Source organism: Myxococcus sp. CA039A (assembly GCF_013336645.1).
GTDB lineage: Bacteria > Myxococcota > Myxococcia > Myxococcales > Myxococcaceae > Myxococcus > Myxococcus llanfairpwllgwyngyllgogerychwyrndrobwllllantysiliogogogochensis.
In genome coordinates, this window is sequence record NZ_JABUMQ010000233.1 from 1 (window position 1) to 18320 (window position 18320).

Genomic DNA, 18320 nt, shown 5'->3' on the forward strand with positions numbered 1-18320 from the left:
GGGGAGGGATTGTGCTGAACGGCAATCACTGGCGAGGACGGGGCGCGGCGGGGGAGATCGGGCACATGGTGGTGAAGCCAGGCGGCGCGCGCTGCGGGTGTGGGCGACGGGGCTGCATGGAAGCCTACGCGGGGCGTGCGAATCTGGAGCGCAAGGCGCGCAAGGCCGTCCGTCGAGGTGAGAAGACGCGCCTTTTCGATTGGATGCAGAAGCAAGGCCGCACGCGTTTGACCAGCCGTGCCTGGATGAAATCACTGGAAGAGAAAGACGCGCTGGCCACGAGGCTCATCGACCGGGCGGTGCGGATGCTGGGCGCGGGAGTCGCCTCCGCCATCAACCTGCTGGACGTGGACGCCGTCATCCTGGGCGGTGGTCTGGGGACACGGCTGGGACCTGTCTACGCGGACCGGATTCACGAGGCCATGCGTCCACATATCTTCGTCCCGGAGCGGCAACCCCCTGTCCTTGTGGCGGAGTTGGGGGAGCTGTCAGGAGCCATTGGGGCGGCGCTGCTGGCAGAGCCCGCGATGAAATAGTCCCGAAAGGTCTGTTCTTTCTTGATTTCAAGCCTGCCGTAGCGATAGGCACTCGACTCGAAGTTGTGCCAGGCGTGTCTGTCAAGGCATGAAATCCACACGCTTTGTCCATGATTCTAGGATGACTGACGTTTCTCGTTTTCCCATCGCGAGTGTCAGCCCCAGGCTGTAAAGTCGTCGGCACTCTGTTCGTGAGTTTGTCCTTCAGCACGTGTCACGGCGTGACTTCCTTGGAGATAGCGGATGCGTAGGACGGGTATGGGACATGGGTTCGGCTCTGCGCCGAACACCTATTCCTGGAGGTGTGTCAGCGGCGTGATTCTCATGCTGTGGTTGGGGGGGTGTCGCCCTTCGCCAGCAGAAGACTCCACTGCCGAGGCGGTACCTGAAGATGTCAGTCCCGTGGTTCGGGAATGGCATCCCAAGCCGACAACAGAGCCAGCGGTCAAGAAGGTGGGCGAGGACTGTACCGCGCACGGCGCTTCAGAATGCGCGAGTGGGCTCTGTGTCCATGGTCGGCCCGAGCGAGGCGCCGGCTATGTTTGTAGCAACAAATGTGAGTCAGCAGCTCAATGTCCACCCGGTTGGCGATGTGTGAGTGTGGTTCCAGGTGCGAAGTCGTCCGTCTGTCTGTTGCCGGCAAAGGGACAGGCTGCCCCATCTCCTGACCCTCGCTGAGTACGTGTCCTCTGGATGCCGTGGTTGAAGAAGCCTTTCGAATCAAGCTGTGTAATGAAATGGAACGTCATGAAAAAGCTGGCATTGCCCAGACGATGGAGTTTTTTCGCAGGTGGACTCGCGATCTTCTTGGTGGGGCTGGGCGCCTATGCGCTCGACGAAGACGTCTTGTCCGAGGAAGAAATCAAGAAGATGGTGGAGCAGGCCACGCTGAATCCCTTGCCACCACTAGGGGGCCCGGGCAGCTTTGGCGCTTCGCCTGAGAGTCGCGTCGCGCTCGGCTCACTCAAGCCGACCTACTCACATTCCGACATGACGCTGGATGGAGTGTTGGGAGATTTGAAGCTGACGCGAATCGCTTCGGGGCCCGTCGGCGCGTGGAATGTGGGCGCCCCTGGGAAGATGCTGGGTTCGCCCTTCGGGTATGCGGGTATCGGCGCGGGCAAACCCTATCCGCGGCTGCGCTGGTGGCACAATCTGTATAGTTTCATCGCCCATCGTTATGAGTATGAAACCCTGTGCGAGAACCCTCCGAATTGGCCAGACCTTTGTCTGGACCTCTATGCCTGGGACTTGTACGGAGGGCCAGCGGGGACGATGACGTCCTTTGACGACTGTGGAACGATGATTGGGACGGATGGCTGCTTTGGTACCAATTTCTCGGAGCAGTCCCTCAAGATTCAGTTGGTGGGGGAGAGCATCGTCGTCCACGCACCCGATGGTCGGTATTTCTACAATCATAAGGACAATCGGGGGCATGGCAGCTTCGAGGAGACACTGAAAGGATTTCGCACCTGGGACAGTGTGACGTTCCTCAGCTACATCGAGCCAAAGCAGTATGACGAGGGCTCCTGTGCCGAGGAAGGCAAGGAGGACGCCGGAACGGACCTGTCGAACTCGTGTCATCGGCGTATCGCTCGCCTGTACTATGACGTCCCGACGGAGTGCGCGGGCAGCAGTCCGGAGGAGACCGCGCAGACCCTGGGCGCCGCATCGCCTGTGCTTCGTTCCGCCGTGGCTCTGAGTGGTGACCGCCTCATCTTCCATTACCAGCGACTGCTTTCACGCGTACCGACGGAGATTGACCGCACGCACGAGTGTGTCCTGAGTTCGGTGGATCTGCAGGGCAAAGATGGTGCGGTGGAGACATCTGTCGTGACCTACCATTACCTGGACAACAAGGCGGGGCTCCTCTCCAGGGTCGAATGGCCAGACAGGGCAGGTGGAACGGTCACCGGGGCCAAGCTTGAATATGCCTACACGGTGCCGGGCAGCACTGAGGGCTGGGAGGTGAAGCGTGACGGGGTGGTCATCGTCAGGCAGTCGATTTCGGCGAACAATGTGGTCGTGAAGGACACGGACGGCGACGGCGACTCGGTTGCCAAGAACACCTTCTTCGTCAGCGCCGAGGCCAATGGATGCCCTCCTGGGTACTTCGAGGGGGTCGCGGCTTGTCGGAGCCAGGACCAGTATTTCATTTCGTACGGTGCGACGCTCGGAGACGGTACCGGGACGACCGTGAGTGAGGTCGCACGGACATTCAAGATGACCTTGGCGGGGGTGAACCCTCAAGGCGATCAAGGTCCTCGGCTGACGTCTGCAAAGGTGACAGCAAGTTGTGGGGGCGCCTGCGTCGGAGTCGAACCCAATCCGCCAGGGGATGGCTGGTTTATCGACAAGCTCGGTAATGCGGTGGATGTCGCTTCGGGTGCCAAACACAGCAATGGTGCTTACACCGTTTATGGGAATGCATTGGCGGCAGATCCTGCTGTCCTTGGAAAGCCGTTTCTGCCTCCCGCCGAGTTGCAGCATGTGTATTTGGGCGCCGAAAATCGTGATGGCGGAAGCGCACTGCTTGAGCGCGATTACACCTATGTTTACGGAGGAGTGGGCCGGCCTGTTGCTCGGCGAGGGTACGAGCAGCTTGTAGAGACCGACTCGGACGTCTCCGTGTTCGCGGATGAAAACCCACTCGCCAGAGTCGGGACGCGGCGCCAGCGGGACCCTGTCACGAATCGTCTGACGGCAGTGGTGAAGTCGGGTCATTCGCTCGGTTTCTCACCGACGACGAACACGTGGCTTCGAGAGGATCGGCATGTGGGGGTCTTCTACCTGACCCACGATGCCTGCTCTGGGCAGGGGACTCCAGACGCCTTGGGTCGAATTCGAACTGTCATGGGGCCTTGTGAAGTGGCGGGCTCGCTCTCTACAACGTGCGATATGGATGGGAACATTCCGATCAGTGTCTATGACTACTGGGATGGTTCCACCGCGGACTCTCGCTCTGGACGTCTGAAGGCCAAGAAAATCTATCCAGCGGGCTGCACGTCGGCCCCCATCACCACGGCCCTAGATTCATATGATGTGAGGGGCCAGTTGTTGCAGTTGACTGATGCAAATGGAGACATCACGAAGTTCGAATACGAAGGCACGCAGTTGGTGAAAAAGACCACTGCGCTGGGACATGCATCCTGGGAGGCTGTCACGGAGTATGGATTTGACGATAACGCCTCCCATGGCGATTATATCCGTCATCCGGATGGCCGCTATGAAGTACTCTGCTTCCGCAAAAATACGGTGGCAGGCCAGGGGTGTGTCGGCGGTGTACGTACCGCGCTCTTGCAGTGGCGCGCGTACTCTTCTGTCCCCTCCGGCGCGACTCATGCGGAGCGTGTGGACTACACGTATCATCTGGGTGTTCTTCGCAGTGAGTCCTTTAGGGACGCGACGAACCAGGTGCGTCGCACCCGATACTATGAGGGAGATCCCCTCGAGCGAATGACTTTCGAGTCGTGGGGGGCGACGGGGCCGTCGGTTTCTTCCGCGACCAACTACTCTCAGACGCGACTCTTCGATACCCAGGGGAATCAGGTCGGCTTGGGGTCACCCTATCAGCCAACTGCATCCGCGCCAGACCCTCTGTGTGGCGGGTTTGACCCGAACAGCCTGGCAGAGGGGTTGCCAAGGCAGCCCGCGAGTCCTCATTGCAAGGCTTTTGAGTATGACCGCCTGAATCGACTCACTGGTTTGCTGGAGCCCGTGGATACGGCGAGCACGTCGGGAGATGCCGTGAAGATGTGCCTCTCCTATGATCGCGCGGGCAATCTCAAGAGCGTTCGTCAGGGGTGCCCTCGCGGAGCCGGAGCCGCGGGAGATTGCAGCCTCTGTGGTCAACCGAGACTGGAGTATCGGCACGACGACTTCGGCAATCTTGTCCGCATGGATGCTCCATGGGGCTCGGGCCCACAGGAATTCCCAGAAGGCCCTGCGGGACGCGGCCGCTATCATTTCGAATATGACGTGGCCGGAAATCTGGTGAAGAAGCAGACACCCTCCATGGCAGCTGCGGCCGACCCTCAATGGGTGGAAAACACCTATGACTCCATGGGACGCACGCTGAAAGCAGAAGCGGCCAAGTCCGTGGGCGGAGTCATTTCGCGAGAGACTCTTTTCGCGTATTTCTATGACCAGACGTTGACTCCACCCTGGGGATGCCCAGGGTATTCGAGCGTCAGACCAGCCCGTGCGATGGGGCGTGCACAGGTCCTGACGGACTCCTTTGGGGACACCTGGTATCAATATGATGCGCACGGAAACACGATGGGTTCTTTCCGTGGTCGCGCACAAACGGATGTCTCTCCTCGTACGTCCATGTGTTTCGAGGAGCGGTCCACGAATCATCCGAGCCATCTTCGGTGGTATGACCGTGCAGGCCGGCTGAGCTCCGAGAGCTATCCTGGCGGACGTGGAATCCATTATCTCTACCATGAAGGTGCACAGTCACACCGAATCTCGGCAATCCGAGTGACCGAATTCGATGGAGTCGCTGGTACAGGCTGGGGCGGTTTTCTAACCATCGTCGATGACGTTCGTTGGGAGCCGTTTGGAGGACTGCGCTCGTATGTGTTGAACGCGCCCAAGGCGCCTGCGGGGGCGCAGAAGGCGCGGGTCGAGTACCACGTCAACGGACTCAACCAACCCATCGCGAATTGCAGCATTACTGCGTTCAGCAGCGGGGCCGACACGACGGGACGCCTGGCGGGGGTCTCAGTGTCCAAAACCGAGGCTGGTGGCTCACTTGGGGACATCTTCAAACGCGTCTATACATGGAAGGCCGACCAGTTGCTTCAAGAGGACACATGTCTTCTGGAGACGGGGAACGTGTCGCCCCATACCGTGCGATATGCGGATGCCTCCACTGGGGCGGCTGGTTATGATGCACGACTGCAATTGCTGTCTGCGTACGAGGTCGCGAATGCATCGTCGTCAGCGGCTGGGGCGTTCTCAGGCCGCACCTACGAATACGATGCTCGTGGGAATCGTACACTGGATGTCCAGGATGGGTGGCGCTTCAAGGGAGAGTATGACGGCATCGGCTCTCGCGTCGATCTGTTGACCGCTCGCTATTTGGAGGGATCCCAGTGTGGTGGCACCCTCTGCACGCCTCGGTTCTCGGTGACGCAGCGTTACGATTATGACCAAGACGGTCGCGTGAGTCGTATCGCCTCTTACAAGAACAAGACGGACAGTGTGGCCTCTCCATTCTATGCGCTGGAATTGGATGCCTCAATGAGCCGTAGAAACGCAGCGGTAGGTGCGGTCTATCGACAGGTGTCAGACAATGAAGGCCGTATGTATGAGTATTTCTATGATGCCTTCGGACGTCGAAGACTCAAGCGTTACTTTGTGAGTGCCGGCAAAGGTCCGCTCCAAGACGAGTTCTTTTACGAGAACACCCGTCTCTATGAGGACTGGGGAAACACCGAGACTGAACCTGCTACTGCTGAATCCGTGCGTGACGAGTATATTTGGTTGGACGGGCGCCCGATTGCATTCTTCAAATCTCGGGTCACGCAGGCGGGACAGCGGCTTGTGGATTTCGCAGGAGATTGTCCGCGCAATGACGAGGCGGCTCCTTGCGGCCTGTACTTCCTCATATCAGATGGACAGGGCAAGCCCGTCCTGGCTCTCGACTCGTTCAGGCGCGTCACTGGAGCCGCGGACTATGACCCCTATGGGCAGGTCAATCGCACGACCCTGGTGGCGGACGCACCTGTTCTCGCGCTCGGCACGAATGCGTTGATGGCGACGGCCCAAGTGCCCACCTCGGGCGCCGTGACTTCGCACTTTCGGGCACGCTTCTCCATTCTGGATGTCGCGAGCGGAAGCGGCGTTTACCTGGCCGATGGATCAGGTGCGGCGTTGTATGGGGTAGATGGTCTACCAACGCTGCTCGAGAATGTGACGTCCTTTGGTGCCGTCTCCAAGTGGACTGTGCCGGCTGCAGGTGGCGTGGCCCAGATTCGGTTCCAGGCTGCCTCGACCGCCGGGGCCGTCCAGGATGCAGCACTGGGGAGCGTGGAGTACCGGCGGTTCCAGACGGGAGCTTCTCCTGTGTGGACGCCGCTGCGTTTCCCGGGTCAATATCATGACGTTGAGACGGATTTCTTCGAGAACTGGAGTCGGTACTACGACCCGAGCATCGGGCGGTATCTAGGGCCAGATCCTCTCCTTGTCAGCCCCAAGTATCTTTCTGGTGCGGCGGGCAAGGGCATGAGTGTGCCTGTGTATGTCTATGCTCACAATAATCCTGTTCTCTATACGGATCCTAGCGGGAAAGCCCTTCCGTTGTTGGTTGTGTTGGTTTGTGTGAGTGGTGTCTGCGAGGTGGCAGTCACGGCGGTGGTTGCCACGACGGCGGCCGTGGCGGCGACAGCGACGGCAGCTTATGTCGCTGCGAAAGTCACGGCACATATCAGCGAGAATAGCGCAAGTGATGACAAGGAAGATTCAGCCAGTTCGGATAAAGGAGCTCCGAAGCTCCCCCTCCCACGTTTGCCTCCGGGAATGAAGCAGGCGGAATTCGGGAGAAGGATCAAGTGGCCAACGGGCCGTGCTGGGCAGCCTCGTCCAGAGGTTGGAGAATCAATTTCGAGAGGCGAGCTTGACGCGCTTGGTGTTGATGAGGGGATGGCGGAAGAGTGGCGTGATCTCTACGATTATGAAACGAAGCATCGGCCTAATCCCTCGTCTGAACCACGGCGTGAGTACATGGATAAAGTGCTAGAGGTTCTACGCAGTAGCCGAGCGAGTCCAACGGGTGGAGGGAATCCATGACCATTCAGATGACGATTAGGGTGAGGAATGAACTTGGGCGCCCCGCTATGCTCACGCTCGAGCCATGGGGAGAGGTGAGGGCACTCGGTGTGGATGAGGAGGTGGATATTCAGGCGAAGGGGCCTGGCCCTGAGGAGCAACATGATGGCGGGTTCGTGCAAGTTGACATGACCGCTGATGGAATAAATGTTTGGGGGTGGTCGGGGTCTGTGCTTGAAATCATGAGTGGCGTGCCTAAATGACTTGAGTAGTGGTCAGGGACCCTGCTGCGGGCTCTACGCATAGGTAGAGCCCGCAGTTATCGTCCCAGTGCTTCGCAGGTCGCTACTGGGTAGGTAAGCCAAGTTCGAATACGTGCAGGGACTCGGTGCGGAAGGCCTTGCGGTACTGCCTGAAGAAACCTGCGCTGAGCGGTGCCGGCCACGAATCCGTGGAGCCTGGCTCGCCGTGCCACGGAGGTTCGTGGATCACGATGTACTGCGGCCTCTCCCCTGCATCCCACCACCAGTGCAGATTGTGCTGGCGAAGCCACGGCAGCGCGGAGGGGTGGACCAGGCCATGGATGTCCAGGATGCGCAGGCCCGAGTACCAGCCCAGATAGCCAATCTCCGTGGCCGCCAGCGTGTCGCCCGGCTCTCCGTGGGCGCGGACCCACTCGCCCACGGCGCGGTATTCCCCGGCGAGTCGGTACTCGGCGGGCAGTCGTGACACGGGCACCATCCCCAACCGAACCATGGGGACGAGCAGCAACACCGTGGCTCCCGCCGTGAGAATGGGAGAGAGGGCGAGGCGCCGGGCAACGGTCGTCACGACCCAACTCCCCAGCAGCAGAATCGAAAGGTCCACCGCGACATTTCCCGGCACGCAATACCAGTGGTACCCCGTGGGGGCGTCCAGGAGTTGGTATCCGACGACCTGTGCGACTCCAAAGCCAATGCATAGCACCGCGAAGCTGTTTCCCTGCTTCACGTCCCTCAATGCCAGCCAGATGCCCCCCGCCGCGAGGGGGAGGGTCAGCCAGGGGAAGCGCGCCTGCTTCACGAAGTAGACGATGAAGTCAGGCTGGGTGGCCCACCAACCCAAGTGGCGTTGAAGGGCCTTCACCTCGCCCGTTTGCGACACCGCGGCGCCAAAGTACCAGCGCGCGAACACCAGCCAGGGCACGGCGACCAGCGCGGCGGTGAGGGCACTGCGCCACGCGAGCCGACGGCGGGTGACGAGCTCGATGAGCCCCAGCAGCCCGAGCACGAAGATTCCCTCGGGACGCGTCAGCGCCGTCAGCCCCGCGAGGACTCCCGTCAGCGGCGCGTCTCCTCGGGCCCGATAACTGAGCGCCGTGGCCGAGACGAACGCCATCAACAACGCGGCCTCCATCCCAAAGGAGTCCAGCATTCGCATGCCACCCGCCGCGCCCACCGCGAGCACGAGCGCCCGAGCGCGCCCCTCGCGTCGCCACGCGATGAACTGCAACGCGGCCAGGGCATAGAGCGACAGCCCATAGGCGGTCGCGAGCGTCCATTCCGAGTAGCCCATGACCGCGCCGAGCGCCGTCACCAGGAGCGTGAAGGTCGTCGACGTCGCGGCGTTGCCAACCTCGCCAGGGTTGTAGCTCCAACCCTGGCCCGAGCCGATATTCGAGGCAATGCGCAAATAGATGAAGCTGTCATCGACCAGCATGGGGAGCAGCCGGACCGACAGCGCCACCGTGACGAACGCGCCGACGATGAGGATGGCCGCGTCGACAGGCGCCCACCTCTCACGTGCCCGCTCCTCGGTGGCTACGAACCCCTCAGGGCTGGATGAGATGGCGTCCTGCTTCTGCGATGTCACGGTGTTCATGAGTCAAGCGAGGTCCCGGGCATCGGGCATGTTCCCCGCTTCCAGGTTACGGGAGATGCTGTCCGCGCGACACCCGGGCCTCAGGTCGCGCGTCCGGGCGTCACCTGTCGCGGCAGGCCTGGGGACGTGCCCTTGAGCCGCAGCGCGGGTTGCTCGACCCACTTCCACGAGGCCACCGCCAGGAGGAGCGCCCCGGGATATGACAGCACCGCATTCAGCCACCAGGGCAGAAAGCCCCCCATCAGGGCCGTGACGGTCTGTTGAACCGGGAAGCCGTAGACGTAGAGGCCATAGGAGAAGTCGCCATGACGGCCGAAGCCCGCCAGGCGCCCCGGCAGGAAGCCGAGATAGAGCACCAGATAGGCCCCGCACGAGCCCATCGCGATGTGACACCCGACACCCAGGAAGGCTGTCGCGACCAGCGTCACCGCGCAGCCAAGGGCCACCCAGGGATTCATCCGCACCCTGTCCCGCCACAGGTACAGCGCGAGCGCGCCACCGAAGTAGAGATACAGCTCCGGCCAGAACCCCAGCCGCCCCACGCGGACCACGTTGAGTACGACGGCCAGCAACCACCCCACCACCGCCCACTCACGTCGCAGGAAGCCCGTCAGCCCCAACCCCACGACGAGCAGATAGAACCCCACTTCGTACTGCAGCGACCACAGCGCGCCGTTGATGGCGCCGGGATAGGCGTTCGTCTCGAACACGCCCGGCAGGTTCCACTGCGGGTCGCGGAGGGCGAGGTTGCGCAGCAGGTAGGTATAGGTCTCTGGGGTGGTGAGGTACTCGGCCAACGGGCGCGTGGTGAAGACCGAGCCCATGACGAAGGTGATGAGCAGCAGCGAGACCGCCAGGCCTGGGAAGATGCGCAGCGCGCGCGCCCACAGGAACTGACGGGGCCGAGGCGTGCGCTCCCAACTGCGCGTCACCAGCAGCCCGCTGATGATGAAGAACACCGCCACGCAGACCGTGCCGATGGTGAACTGCTTGTGGGAGAGGACCTCCAGCGGCTCCGGAGTTCCCTTGAGCCCTTCGCCCGCGGCGAACGAGTGGCTGAGGATGACGCCCGACGCCGCGACGAAGCGCATGAAGTCCAGGTTGTTGTGCTTGCCGTCGAGGCACGCTTGCAGCGTCGGGCGGGTCGAGGAGGACATGATGGAGGCCGCCTGAGGTGGCGGCTCGACCATTGTGCGCCGTATCCGCTGGCACGCGTCAACAGCGGTCAGGCGAGCAGCCGTCCGGAAGGGGGTTGGGAAACCATCGACTCGCTTCGCCGGGTGACCTCACCACGCGTCGAAGTGGCGCCTCCGCAGCTATGTCCAGCGGTTCACGTGGGCACGGCGCTCGTCCCGCGTTTCGCGGTCGCTGGACACGTCCACCCTGCTTCACGTCCAGCGGTGTCTGAATAGCCCTGCCTACTGTGTCCGTGTCTCGCGGCGGCGAAAGACGGAGATCTCCGTCGGAGCGTCCTTCACCCAGTCATAGTCAGGCGACTGGCGAAGCAGTTCGAGGAGCTGTCTGTCGCCAATCTTCCAGCCACCTGCCTGTGCGAACGAGCACTCCTCCCGCACGTAGCAATGCTTCACATTGACGAAGATGAGCTTGGGACGGCGGGCCAGGACATATTCCGGGTCCATCTTCACGTCGATTCCGCGCTGAGGCGACGGCAGGTGCGCGATATGCGTGTCGTTGAGGCCGAGCATGTCGAGGGTGGGTCGTCCTGTCGCATAAGGCACGCGCCCCGCCCAGGGGACAGCGATGGCATCCGTGGACTGCGTGTTCTCCAGGATCCACGCGGGCAGAGGTCCATGCGGCTCGTCAGTGAGCTGTGCGAGTTTGGTCTGGAGCAACCCTCGTTGGGCTTCATCTCCGGTCGGGAGCGAGCCCTTGAGCAACTGCATCCCATCCTCCGCCCAGGCCATGGCGATCAACGCGACGACACCGACCGCATACGCGCGCGGCGAGAGCTTCGTCCAATGGCGGCTCGCCTCCGCCACCAACATCACCGTCGCCATCCAGAGCAGCGGGAGCACAGGAAGCACCAGACGCACCGACGGAAATGCCGAACGGTCATCGCCTCCCACCCACACGATGTAGAGCAAATAGAGGAGGCAGGCCCCGCCAAGCCGGAGCGCCAGTTGCTGGGTCCGATGGGCCGAGGTGCCCTCCTCTCGCGTCGGTGTCGCCACCCAGGCAAGTGTGCCCAGGGTGAAGGGCACGGCGAGGTACGGAGCCCACGCGGTCGCGAGGTAGTGGATGCCCAGTGGCAGATTCAGGAGGCGATTGCCGGAGTGCTTCGCGTAGTACGTGTTCGGGAAGAGCCACCCGTAATGCTGAAGCCGCCACAGGAAGTATGTGAGCCAGATCGCGAGGAAGGGCGCCGCGAAGAGCACGAGCTCGCGACGTGTGAGCACTCCTTCGCGTGGACTCCATCGAAGAGAGAGACCCGAGACAGCGACGAGGCCGAAGAGCAGCACCCCTTCAGGCCGGGTGATGGCGGCGAGCCCGAAGAGCGCGGACGCGACCATCAGCCACACGGGCCGCGGATTGCCAGCGAACTCGCGCAAGGCGAGCCCCGTGCTCACGAAGGCCAGGGCCGTGAAGAACACGGTCTCCATGCCTGTCTGCGTGTAGTAGGCGAGGGGCGTGCACAGCGCGACGAGGGCCGCGAGGGCCACCCGCCATGGTCGCTCTTGAATCGGGTGCGCGCCACCCAACGCCAGCAGGATGACGACACATGCGGCGGCGCTGGTGAGCAGCTTCGAAGCCAGGAGCGGGGACGCACCGAGTGCGATGGGAATCGCATTGAGGACGACCCACATGAAGGACGTGTAGCCCTCCACTGGCGGCTCACCGATGTTCCACGCAATCCCATGCCCGCTCGCGAGGTGCCTGGCATAGCGGTAGGTGATGAAGGAGTCGTCCAGGCCGCCGCCCGTCAGCAGCAGGCAGGCGAACAAGAAGGTCGCCATCAACGCCATTCCCAGGAGGACTGTCCAGACCCAGGAGAGGCGGTGCTGCGAGGAGCCACCAGGAACGCGTTGAACGTCGAGCTGCACGTGATTGAATCCAGTCCGAGGATGGCGAAGGCCCTCAGGACATCCAGCCCATCCATGCGCCGCGTGGAAGCGATGTCGGCGCTCAACGCGTGACTCCGCGCGGGTGACGCTCGCGGGCTCGTGGGAGGGGGGAAGACCTGGTGGGGCATATGCGGGTGGTGGGTGCATTGTGTCCCCCGTCCCCGGGGCGTCAACAACGGACCGCGAAGGGCCTGGCCGCAGGGCAGGCGTGGCACTGAGGTCAGCCATGACACTTCCGGGCCCCGCCGAGGCCCGCATGGCCGCTCGCTGGGGGACGACTCGGGCGACATCACGGTGTCGCACAGGAACGCTCATTGACGCGCCGTGACGCTCACCGTCAGCATGGTGGGAGCGGCCCTTCTCGATGATCACCTTCTTCGTCGCGTTCCTTGTCTCGTTGATGGTGGCCCTGGGCCTCACGTATGTCGTGCGCAACCAGGCGCTGGCGTGGGGCTGGCTGGACCAGGCCAACTCGAGTCGCAAGGTCCACGTCCGGCCCATCCCTCGGCTGGGTGGCATCGGCATCGTGGCGGGCTTCTTCGCCCCCCTGTGCGCGCTGTTCCTCGTGGACTCCGGTGTGGGGCACCACTTCCGGCTCCACACTGACCTGATTTCGGGTCTGTTCGTCGGAGGCGCGGCCATCGCCGCGCTCGGCCTGTACGACGACCTGCGAGGCGCGGGCGCTCGGCTCAAGTTCAGCGTGCAGCTCGTCGTGGCGCTCGGGCTCTACGCCCTGGGCTTTCGCATCGAGGTCATCGCCAATCCGTTCGGCCCCGAGCTGACACTGGGCGCGCTGAGCCTGCCGTTCACCGTGCTGTGGATGGTGGGCGTCATCAACGCGCTCAACCTGATTGATGGCCTCGACGGGCTCGCGGGCGGCGTGGCGTTCTTCGGCGTGAGCACCAACTTCATCCTCGCGCTGTCGCGAGGAGACGTGCTGCTGTGCCTGCTGATGGCGGCGCTCGCGGGCGCCATCCTCGGGTTCCTCGTCTTCAACTTCAACCCGGCCTCCATCTTCATGGGGGACACCGGCAGCATGTTCCTCGGCTTCGTGCTGGCGGCGGTGGCCATCAAGACGAGCACCAAGAGCGGCACGGCCGTGGCCATGCTCGTGCCGGTGATGGCGCTGGGCCTGCCCCTCATGGACACGCTGCTCGCGGTGGTGCGCCGCTCGCTCCTCGGGCGACCGCTGTTCAGCGCTGACAAGGAGCACATCCATCACCGGGTGATGAGCCGCATGGTGCTCAGCCACCGCTCCGCCGTGCTGGTGCTGTACGGCCTGTGCGGCCTCTTCATGTTGACGGCCCTGGGCCTCAACTTCGCCAACAGCGCGCAGAGCGCCTTGCTGCTGTGTGGCATGGGCGTGGTCATCGCGGTGATGATGCGCAAGCTGGGCTATCTGGACCTGGGTCGCGCGGGCGACATGCAGCAGCGCCGCCAGAGAAACATCCGGCTGCGCTCGCTGGTGAAGGAGGTCATCGGCGCCGTGCGCGAGGCGAGGTCCCTTCAAGAGGTCTGGAGCGCCGTGCGGCTCCTGTCGGAGGTGCTGGACGTGTCGCGGCAGGAGCTGCGCTTCCAGCACCTGCGCGACGGACTCCTGGACGGCGTCGTCTTCGAGACCCAGCGTGCCGCGGGCCTGTCGATGCCCTTCGAGCTGCGCCTGGAAGTGAAGGACGAAGAAGTGGTGCTCGGCTCGTTGCTGCTCGTCTGGCGCGATGGCCGCAATGCCATCGACCGGGACGAGGAGCTGGCGCTGGAGTTGGTGGCGGACGCCGTCGCCGAACGCGCCGCGAGGCTCCTGGCGGTGGCGGATGCCGACCCCGCGCGCGTCGTCGTCCTGAGAAGATGACCACATCGGTCGGCTCAAGCGCTCTCGTCGCGCTGCTGCGCTCCTGGCCCCTGTCCCCCGCGAGAGGGGCTCCCGAAGGCGACGAGGCCACTGCCTTCGTGCGCGGGGCCGTTCGCCACGGGCTCGCCGGGTTCGTGGCTCACGCGGTGGGGCAGGTGGGTTGGGAGCTGCCCGCGGATTCGAGCGCACTGTTGCGCCGGGAGTCCCTGACAGGCGCGGCCCGCTCGCTCCAGGTGAAGGCCCTGCTGCTCAAAAGCCTGGAGGCGCTGGCCTCCGAGGGCATCGTCCCCGTGTCGCTCAAGGGGTACGGACTGGCGCTGCGGCTGTATCCGGACCCGCTCCAGCGCGCCACCCGCGACGTGGACCTGCTGGTGTCTCGGGGCGAGGTCGAGACCGCCGTGCGCAGCCTCACCGGGCTCGGACTGACGGCGCGTCCGACGCGCGATGGGCGCCACGCGGACCTGGACTCGCACCACCTGGAGCTGGAGGGAAAGGCGGGGTTGGTGGAGCTGCACTTCCGTGCCCTCGCGGGCTGGGGCCGGGCGCTGGAGGGCGATGCGCTGGTGTCGCGCGCGGTGGAGGGTGCACTGGAGGGCCAGCGGGTGCGGTGGCTCTGTCCCGAGGACGAGGCGGTGTACCTGGCCCTTCACGCGAGCCACCACTTGTTGCAGCGCCTGGCGTGGCTGTTCGACCTGAAGCTCCTGGCGGCGCGGGGACTGGACTGGGACCGCGTCGTCGAGGGGGCTCGTGGAACGGGCCTGCCACAGCTCGTGTTTCACGGCTGGGAGGTCGCGAGGAGGCTTTTGGGCGCACCGGTGCCGGAGGCCGCGCTGGAAGCCCTGGCGCCTCCCTGGTGGCAGCGGCGGCTCGCGCGGAGGTTCTTCACGGAAGAACGACTGGTGGAAACGGAGCTGGTGCGCAGCCGGCCGCGCTGGATGGCGGCGAAGCTGCTGCTGGCGCCCGAGCCGGGGGCGATGCTCCGCTATGCGCTGCGGCGCCTGGACACCGCGATTCGCCCCCCTTCGGACAGATGAACCGTCGCCCCCAGGGGCGGGCCTTTGTCCTGTGTCCACCACGCCGTCATCCCGTGGGGCTCAGGCAGTGATTGCAGGCGATGCGGTGGGCCCGTTAAAGGGGGCCACCATGCCGCTCAGCCTGCTCGACACCTTCCGCGTCCTCGCCTCGTTCGAACCACCGCGAGGAGCCCTCAAGGGCGCGCCCTGGGAGGAATACGTCGACTGGGCCATCGCCCAGGGCCTGGCCCCGCTGGCGGCCTACAACCTGGAGTACCGCCTGGGCGCCAGCGCCGCGCCCGAGTGGGCCCGCGACAGGCTGCTCGCCATCTACCAGGGCTCCGTCAACGACAACGTGATGAAGCTCGTCAACTTCAAGCAGGTGGTGGACGAGCTGCAAGGCCGCAAGCTGGTGCTCATCGGCTCCGCCGCCTTCGCCGAGGCGCTCTACCCGCACATCGGCTTCCGCCCCGTGCTGGACCTCCAGCTCCTCATGCGCCGCATGGACGTGGACGGCTTCGCGGGCTTCCTCTCCAACCACGAGTTCAAGCCGGAGACGGACACCTCCCACAGCGGCGCGACCAAACTCGTCTCCGACGGGCGCACCGCCATCTACCTCTACTCCGACATCCTGGGTCCCCAGCGCCGCGAGCAGACCACCGGCATCATCGAGCGCGCCAAACCCATGAAGGTCTACGGCCCGTCCATGTTCCGGGCCGACCTGGAGGATTCGGTCCTCCTCGTGTGCCTGGAGCACGCGCGTCAGGGGTATGACGTACCCTGGCTGTCCTTCATCGACCTGCGAGAGCTCGTCACCGGCGCCAAGTGGATGGGCGGCGTGTACTCCCGGCCGCTCGACATCCCCGCGCTGCTCGCCCGGGCCGCGGAGTGGCGCCTGGAGCGCGCCCTCTACACGTCGCTGTCCATCGTCGCCCGGCTCTTCCCGGAGGCCGCCGCGGAGGCCACCGCCGCCTTGCCGCCGCTGCGTCGGGCGACTCGGGAGCTGCTGGACAGGACGGTGGTGGGTCCAGTCAGCACCCCCGGGCGCACTTCGGCTCTCAGAGGCTTGGAAAGAGTGCGCCGTCTGCTCACGGGGCAGTGAGGCTGCCCGGCCGCTGTGCGGGCCCCGGGGACGGGCTTTCTTTCCGAGCGCGTCCCGGCGTATGAGTTCCAGTCAAGACACCTCCCCACTGGGACTCTTTCAATGCGTATCGCCATCATCGGAACGGGCTACGTCGGCCTGGTCGCGGGCACCTGCTTCGCGGACTCGGGCAACGACGTCACGTGCGTGGACATCGACGAGCGGAAGATCCGGATGCTCCAGGCGGGCGAGGTGCCCATCTACGAGCCCGGCCTCGAGGAGCTCATCAAGAAGAACGTCCGCGAGAAGCGCCTGTTCTTCACGCGTGATTTGCCGGAGGCGGTCTCCAACGCGCACGTCGTCTTCATCGCCGTGGGCACGCCCGAGGGTGAGAGCGGCGACGCCGACCTCCAGTACGTGCTGGCCGCCGCCGAGCAGATTGGCAAGGCGATGAAGCAGTACACCGTCGTCGTGGACAAGAGCACCGTGCCGGTGGGCACCGCGGACAAGGTTCGCGACGCCATCCGCAAGGTGACGAGCGTCGAGTTCGACGTCGTCTCCAACCCGGAGTTCCTCAAGGAAGGCGCCGCGCTGGACGACTTCCTCAAGCCGGACCGCGTCGTCATCGGCGTGGACTCCGAGCGCGGCCGCAAGGTCATGGGCGAGCTGTACGCGCCCTTCGTGCGCACCGAGAACCCCGTGCTGTTCATGGACACGCGCTCGGCGGAGCTGACCAAGTACGCCGCCAACGCGATGCTCGCCACGCGCATCTCCTTCATGAACGACATCTCCGCGCTGTGCGAGAAGGTCGGCGCGGACGTGGACTTCGTGCGCAAGGGCCTGGGCTCCGACAAGCGCATCGGCTACCCGTTCCTCTTCCCGGGCGTGGGTTACGGCGGCTCGTGTTTCCCCAAGGACGTGAAGGCGCTGGGCGCCACCGCGCGTGAGTTCGGTCTGGAGCTGGACCTGCTGCGCGCCGTGGAGCGCACCAACGAGCGGCAGAAGAAGCTCCTGGTGAACAAGGCGACCAAGCACTTCGGCGGCTCGCTGGAGGGCAAGAAGTTCGGCGTGTGGGGCCTGGCCTTCAAGCCGAAGACGGACGACATGCGCGAGGCGCCGTCCATCGACGTCATCGAGGGCCTCATCGGCAAGGGCGCGTCGGTGGTGGCGCACGACCCGGTGTCCACGCACACCGCGAAGCGCGTCTTCGGTGACCGCATCCGCTACGCCAGCGTGCCGTACGAGGCGCTGGAGGGCGTGGACGCGCTCTTCGTCGTCACGGAGTGGAACGAGTTCCGCCACCCGGACTTCGAGCGCATGAAGTCGCTGATGAAGGCGCCGGTCATCTTCGACGGCCGCAACGTGTTCGACCCGGTGCGCATCCGCGAGCTGGGCTTCACGTACTACGGCATCGGCCGCCGGTGAGCCGAGGCGGTTCGCTCGATGCCCTGACGGGGCTGCGCTTCTTCGCGGCCCTGCATGTCGTGTTGTTCCACTTCGCGCGCCCGGCCCTGGAGCCGGCGCCGGAGTGGCTGCGGAACTTCGTGGGCGCGGGCTACTCCGCCGTGGGCGTCTTCTTCGTCCTGTCCGGCTTCGTCCTCGCCTGGAACTACCTGGACGTCGATGGGCGGATGGAGACGGGGACGCGCGCCTTCCTCGTCGCCCGTGTCGCCCGCGTCTATCCCGTCTATCTGCTGACCTTCCTGCTGTCCGCGCCGCCCACCGTCCTCGCGTCGGTGGCGGACAATGGATGGAAGCTCGCCTGCGTGAAGCTCGCGGTGGGCGCGGTGGCGACGCTGGCGCTGGTGCAGGCCTGGGTGCCCCGGCTGACGCTGTACTGGAATCCCCCAGGCTGGTCGGTGGCGGTGGAGGGGTTCTTCTATGCCCTCTTCCCCCGGCTCGCGCGGTGGCTGCCCACGCTGCGTCCCTCGCGGCTGCCCGTGTTGATGGGGGCGGTCTGGGTGTTGGGGCTGACGCCGCCGGTGCTCTACCTCGCGCTGCGGCCGGACGGGCCGGGGGCGCTGGACGCGCACTCGGGCGGCGTGTGGCTGTCGGTGGTGAAGTTCACCCCTCTGGCGCGGCTGCCGGAGTTCCTCTTCGGGGTGCTCCTGGGCTGGTGCTTCG

At 64.4% G+C, this 18320-nt stretch carries 11 protein-coding genes; 8 read left to right on the forward strand and 3 right to left on the reverse strand.

Annotated features, from left to right (window positions below; genetic code table 11):
- From HR086_RS31790 to HR086_RS31800, 3 genes are all read left to right on the forward strand, one after another.
- On the forward strand, positions 1-536 hold a 536-nt coding region (locus HR086_RS31790), incomplete at its 5' end, for an ROK family protein (RefSeq protein WP_174467516.1).
- Positions 537-1238: 702 nt separating this feature from the next.
- Positions 1239-7331 (forward strand): RHS repeat-associated core domain-containing protein, encoded by a 6093-nt coding sequence (locus tag HR086_RS31795; protein ID WP_174467517.1) that lies wholly within the window; start codon positions 1239-1241, stop codon positions 7329-7331.
- Positions 7328-7573 (forward strand): hypothetical protein, encoded by a 246-nt coding sequence (locus HR086_RS31800; protein WP_174467518.1) that lies wholly within the window; start codon positions 7328-7330, stop codon positions 7571-7573. Before HR086_RS31795 ends, HR086_RS31800 begins: the two co-directional genes overlap by 4 nt.
- 82 nt (positions 7574-7655) lie before the next feature.
- Here the strand turns inward: HR086_RS31800 and HR086_RS31805 are convergent, their stop codons facing one another.
- From HR086_RS31805 to HR086_RS31815, 3 genes are all read right to left on the reverse strand, one after another.
- Positions 7656-9170, reverse strand: a complete 1515-nt coding sequence (locus HR086_RS31805; protein ID WP_174467519.1) for a hypothetical protein — start codon at positions 9168-9170, stop codon at positions 7656-7658.
- A gap of 80 nt (positions 9171-9250) precedes the next feature.
- Entirely contained in the window at positions 9251-10327 is a 1077-nt protein-coding gene (locus HR086_RS31810; protein WP_174467520.1) for an acyltransferase, read from the reverse strand.
- A gap of 261 nt (positions 10328-10588) precedes the next feature.
- Complete coding sequence (locus HR086_RS31815) at positions 10589-12145, reverse strand: hypothetical protein (protein WP_174467521.1); 1557 nt, start codon at positions 12143-12145, stop codon at positions 10589-10591.
- A gap of 472 nt (positions 12146-12617) precedes the next feature.
- Here HR086_RS31815 and HR086_RS31820 point away from each other — a divergent pair, with 472 nt between their 5' ends.
- From HR086_RS31820 to HR086_RS31840, 5 genes are all read left to right on the forward strand, one after another.
- Positions 12618-14102: an MraY family glycosyltransferase gene (locus tag HR086_RS31820; protein WP_174467522.1), complete on the forward strand. Its 1485-nt coding sequence runs from the start codon at positions 12618-12620 to the stop codon at positions 14100-14102.
- The gene (locus HR086_RS31825; RefSeq protein WP_174467523.1) at positions 14099-15136 is read left to right on the forward strand and encodes a nucleotidyltransferase family protein; all 1038 of its coding nucleotides are present in this window, start codon (positions 14099-14101) and stop codon (positions 15134-15136) included. Before HR086_RS31820 ends, HR086_RS31825 begins: the two co-directional genes overlap by 4 nt.
- A 109-nt stretch (positions 15137-15245) precedes the next feature.
- On the forward strand, positions 15246-16217 hold the full coding sequence (locus HR086_RS31830) for a nucleotidyltransferase family protein (protein ID WP_174467524.1): 972 nt from the start codon (positions 15246-15248) through the stop codon (positions 16215-16217).
- 102 nt (positions 16218-16319) lie between these two features.
- Positions 16320-17621 (forward strand): UDP-glucose/GDP-mannose dehydrogenase family protein, encoded by a 1302-nt coding sequence (locus HR086_RS31835; RefSeq protein WP_174467525.1) that lies wholly within the window; start codon positions 16320-16322, stop codon positions 17619-17621.
- A partial coding sequence (locus HR086_RS31840) for an acyltransferase (RefSeq protein ID WP_174467526.1) occupies positions 17618-18320 on the forward strand: 703 nt, incomplete at its 3' end. The genes HR086_RS31835 and HR086_RS31840, both read left to right, overlap by 4 nt.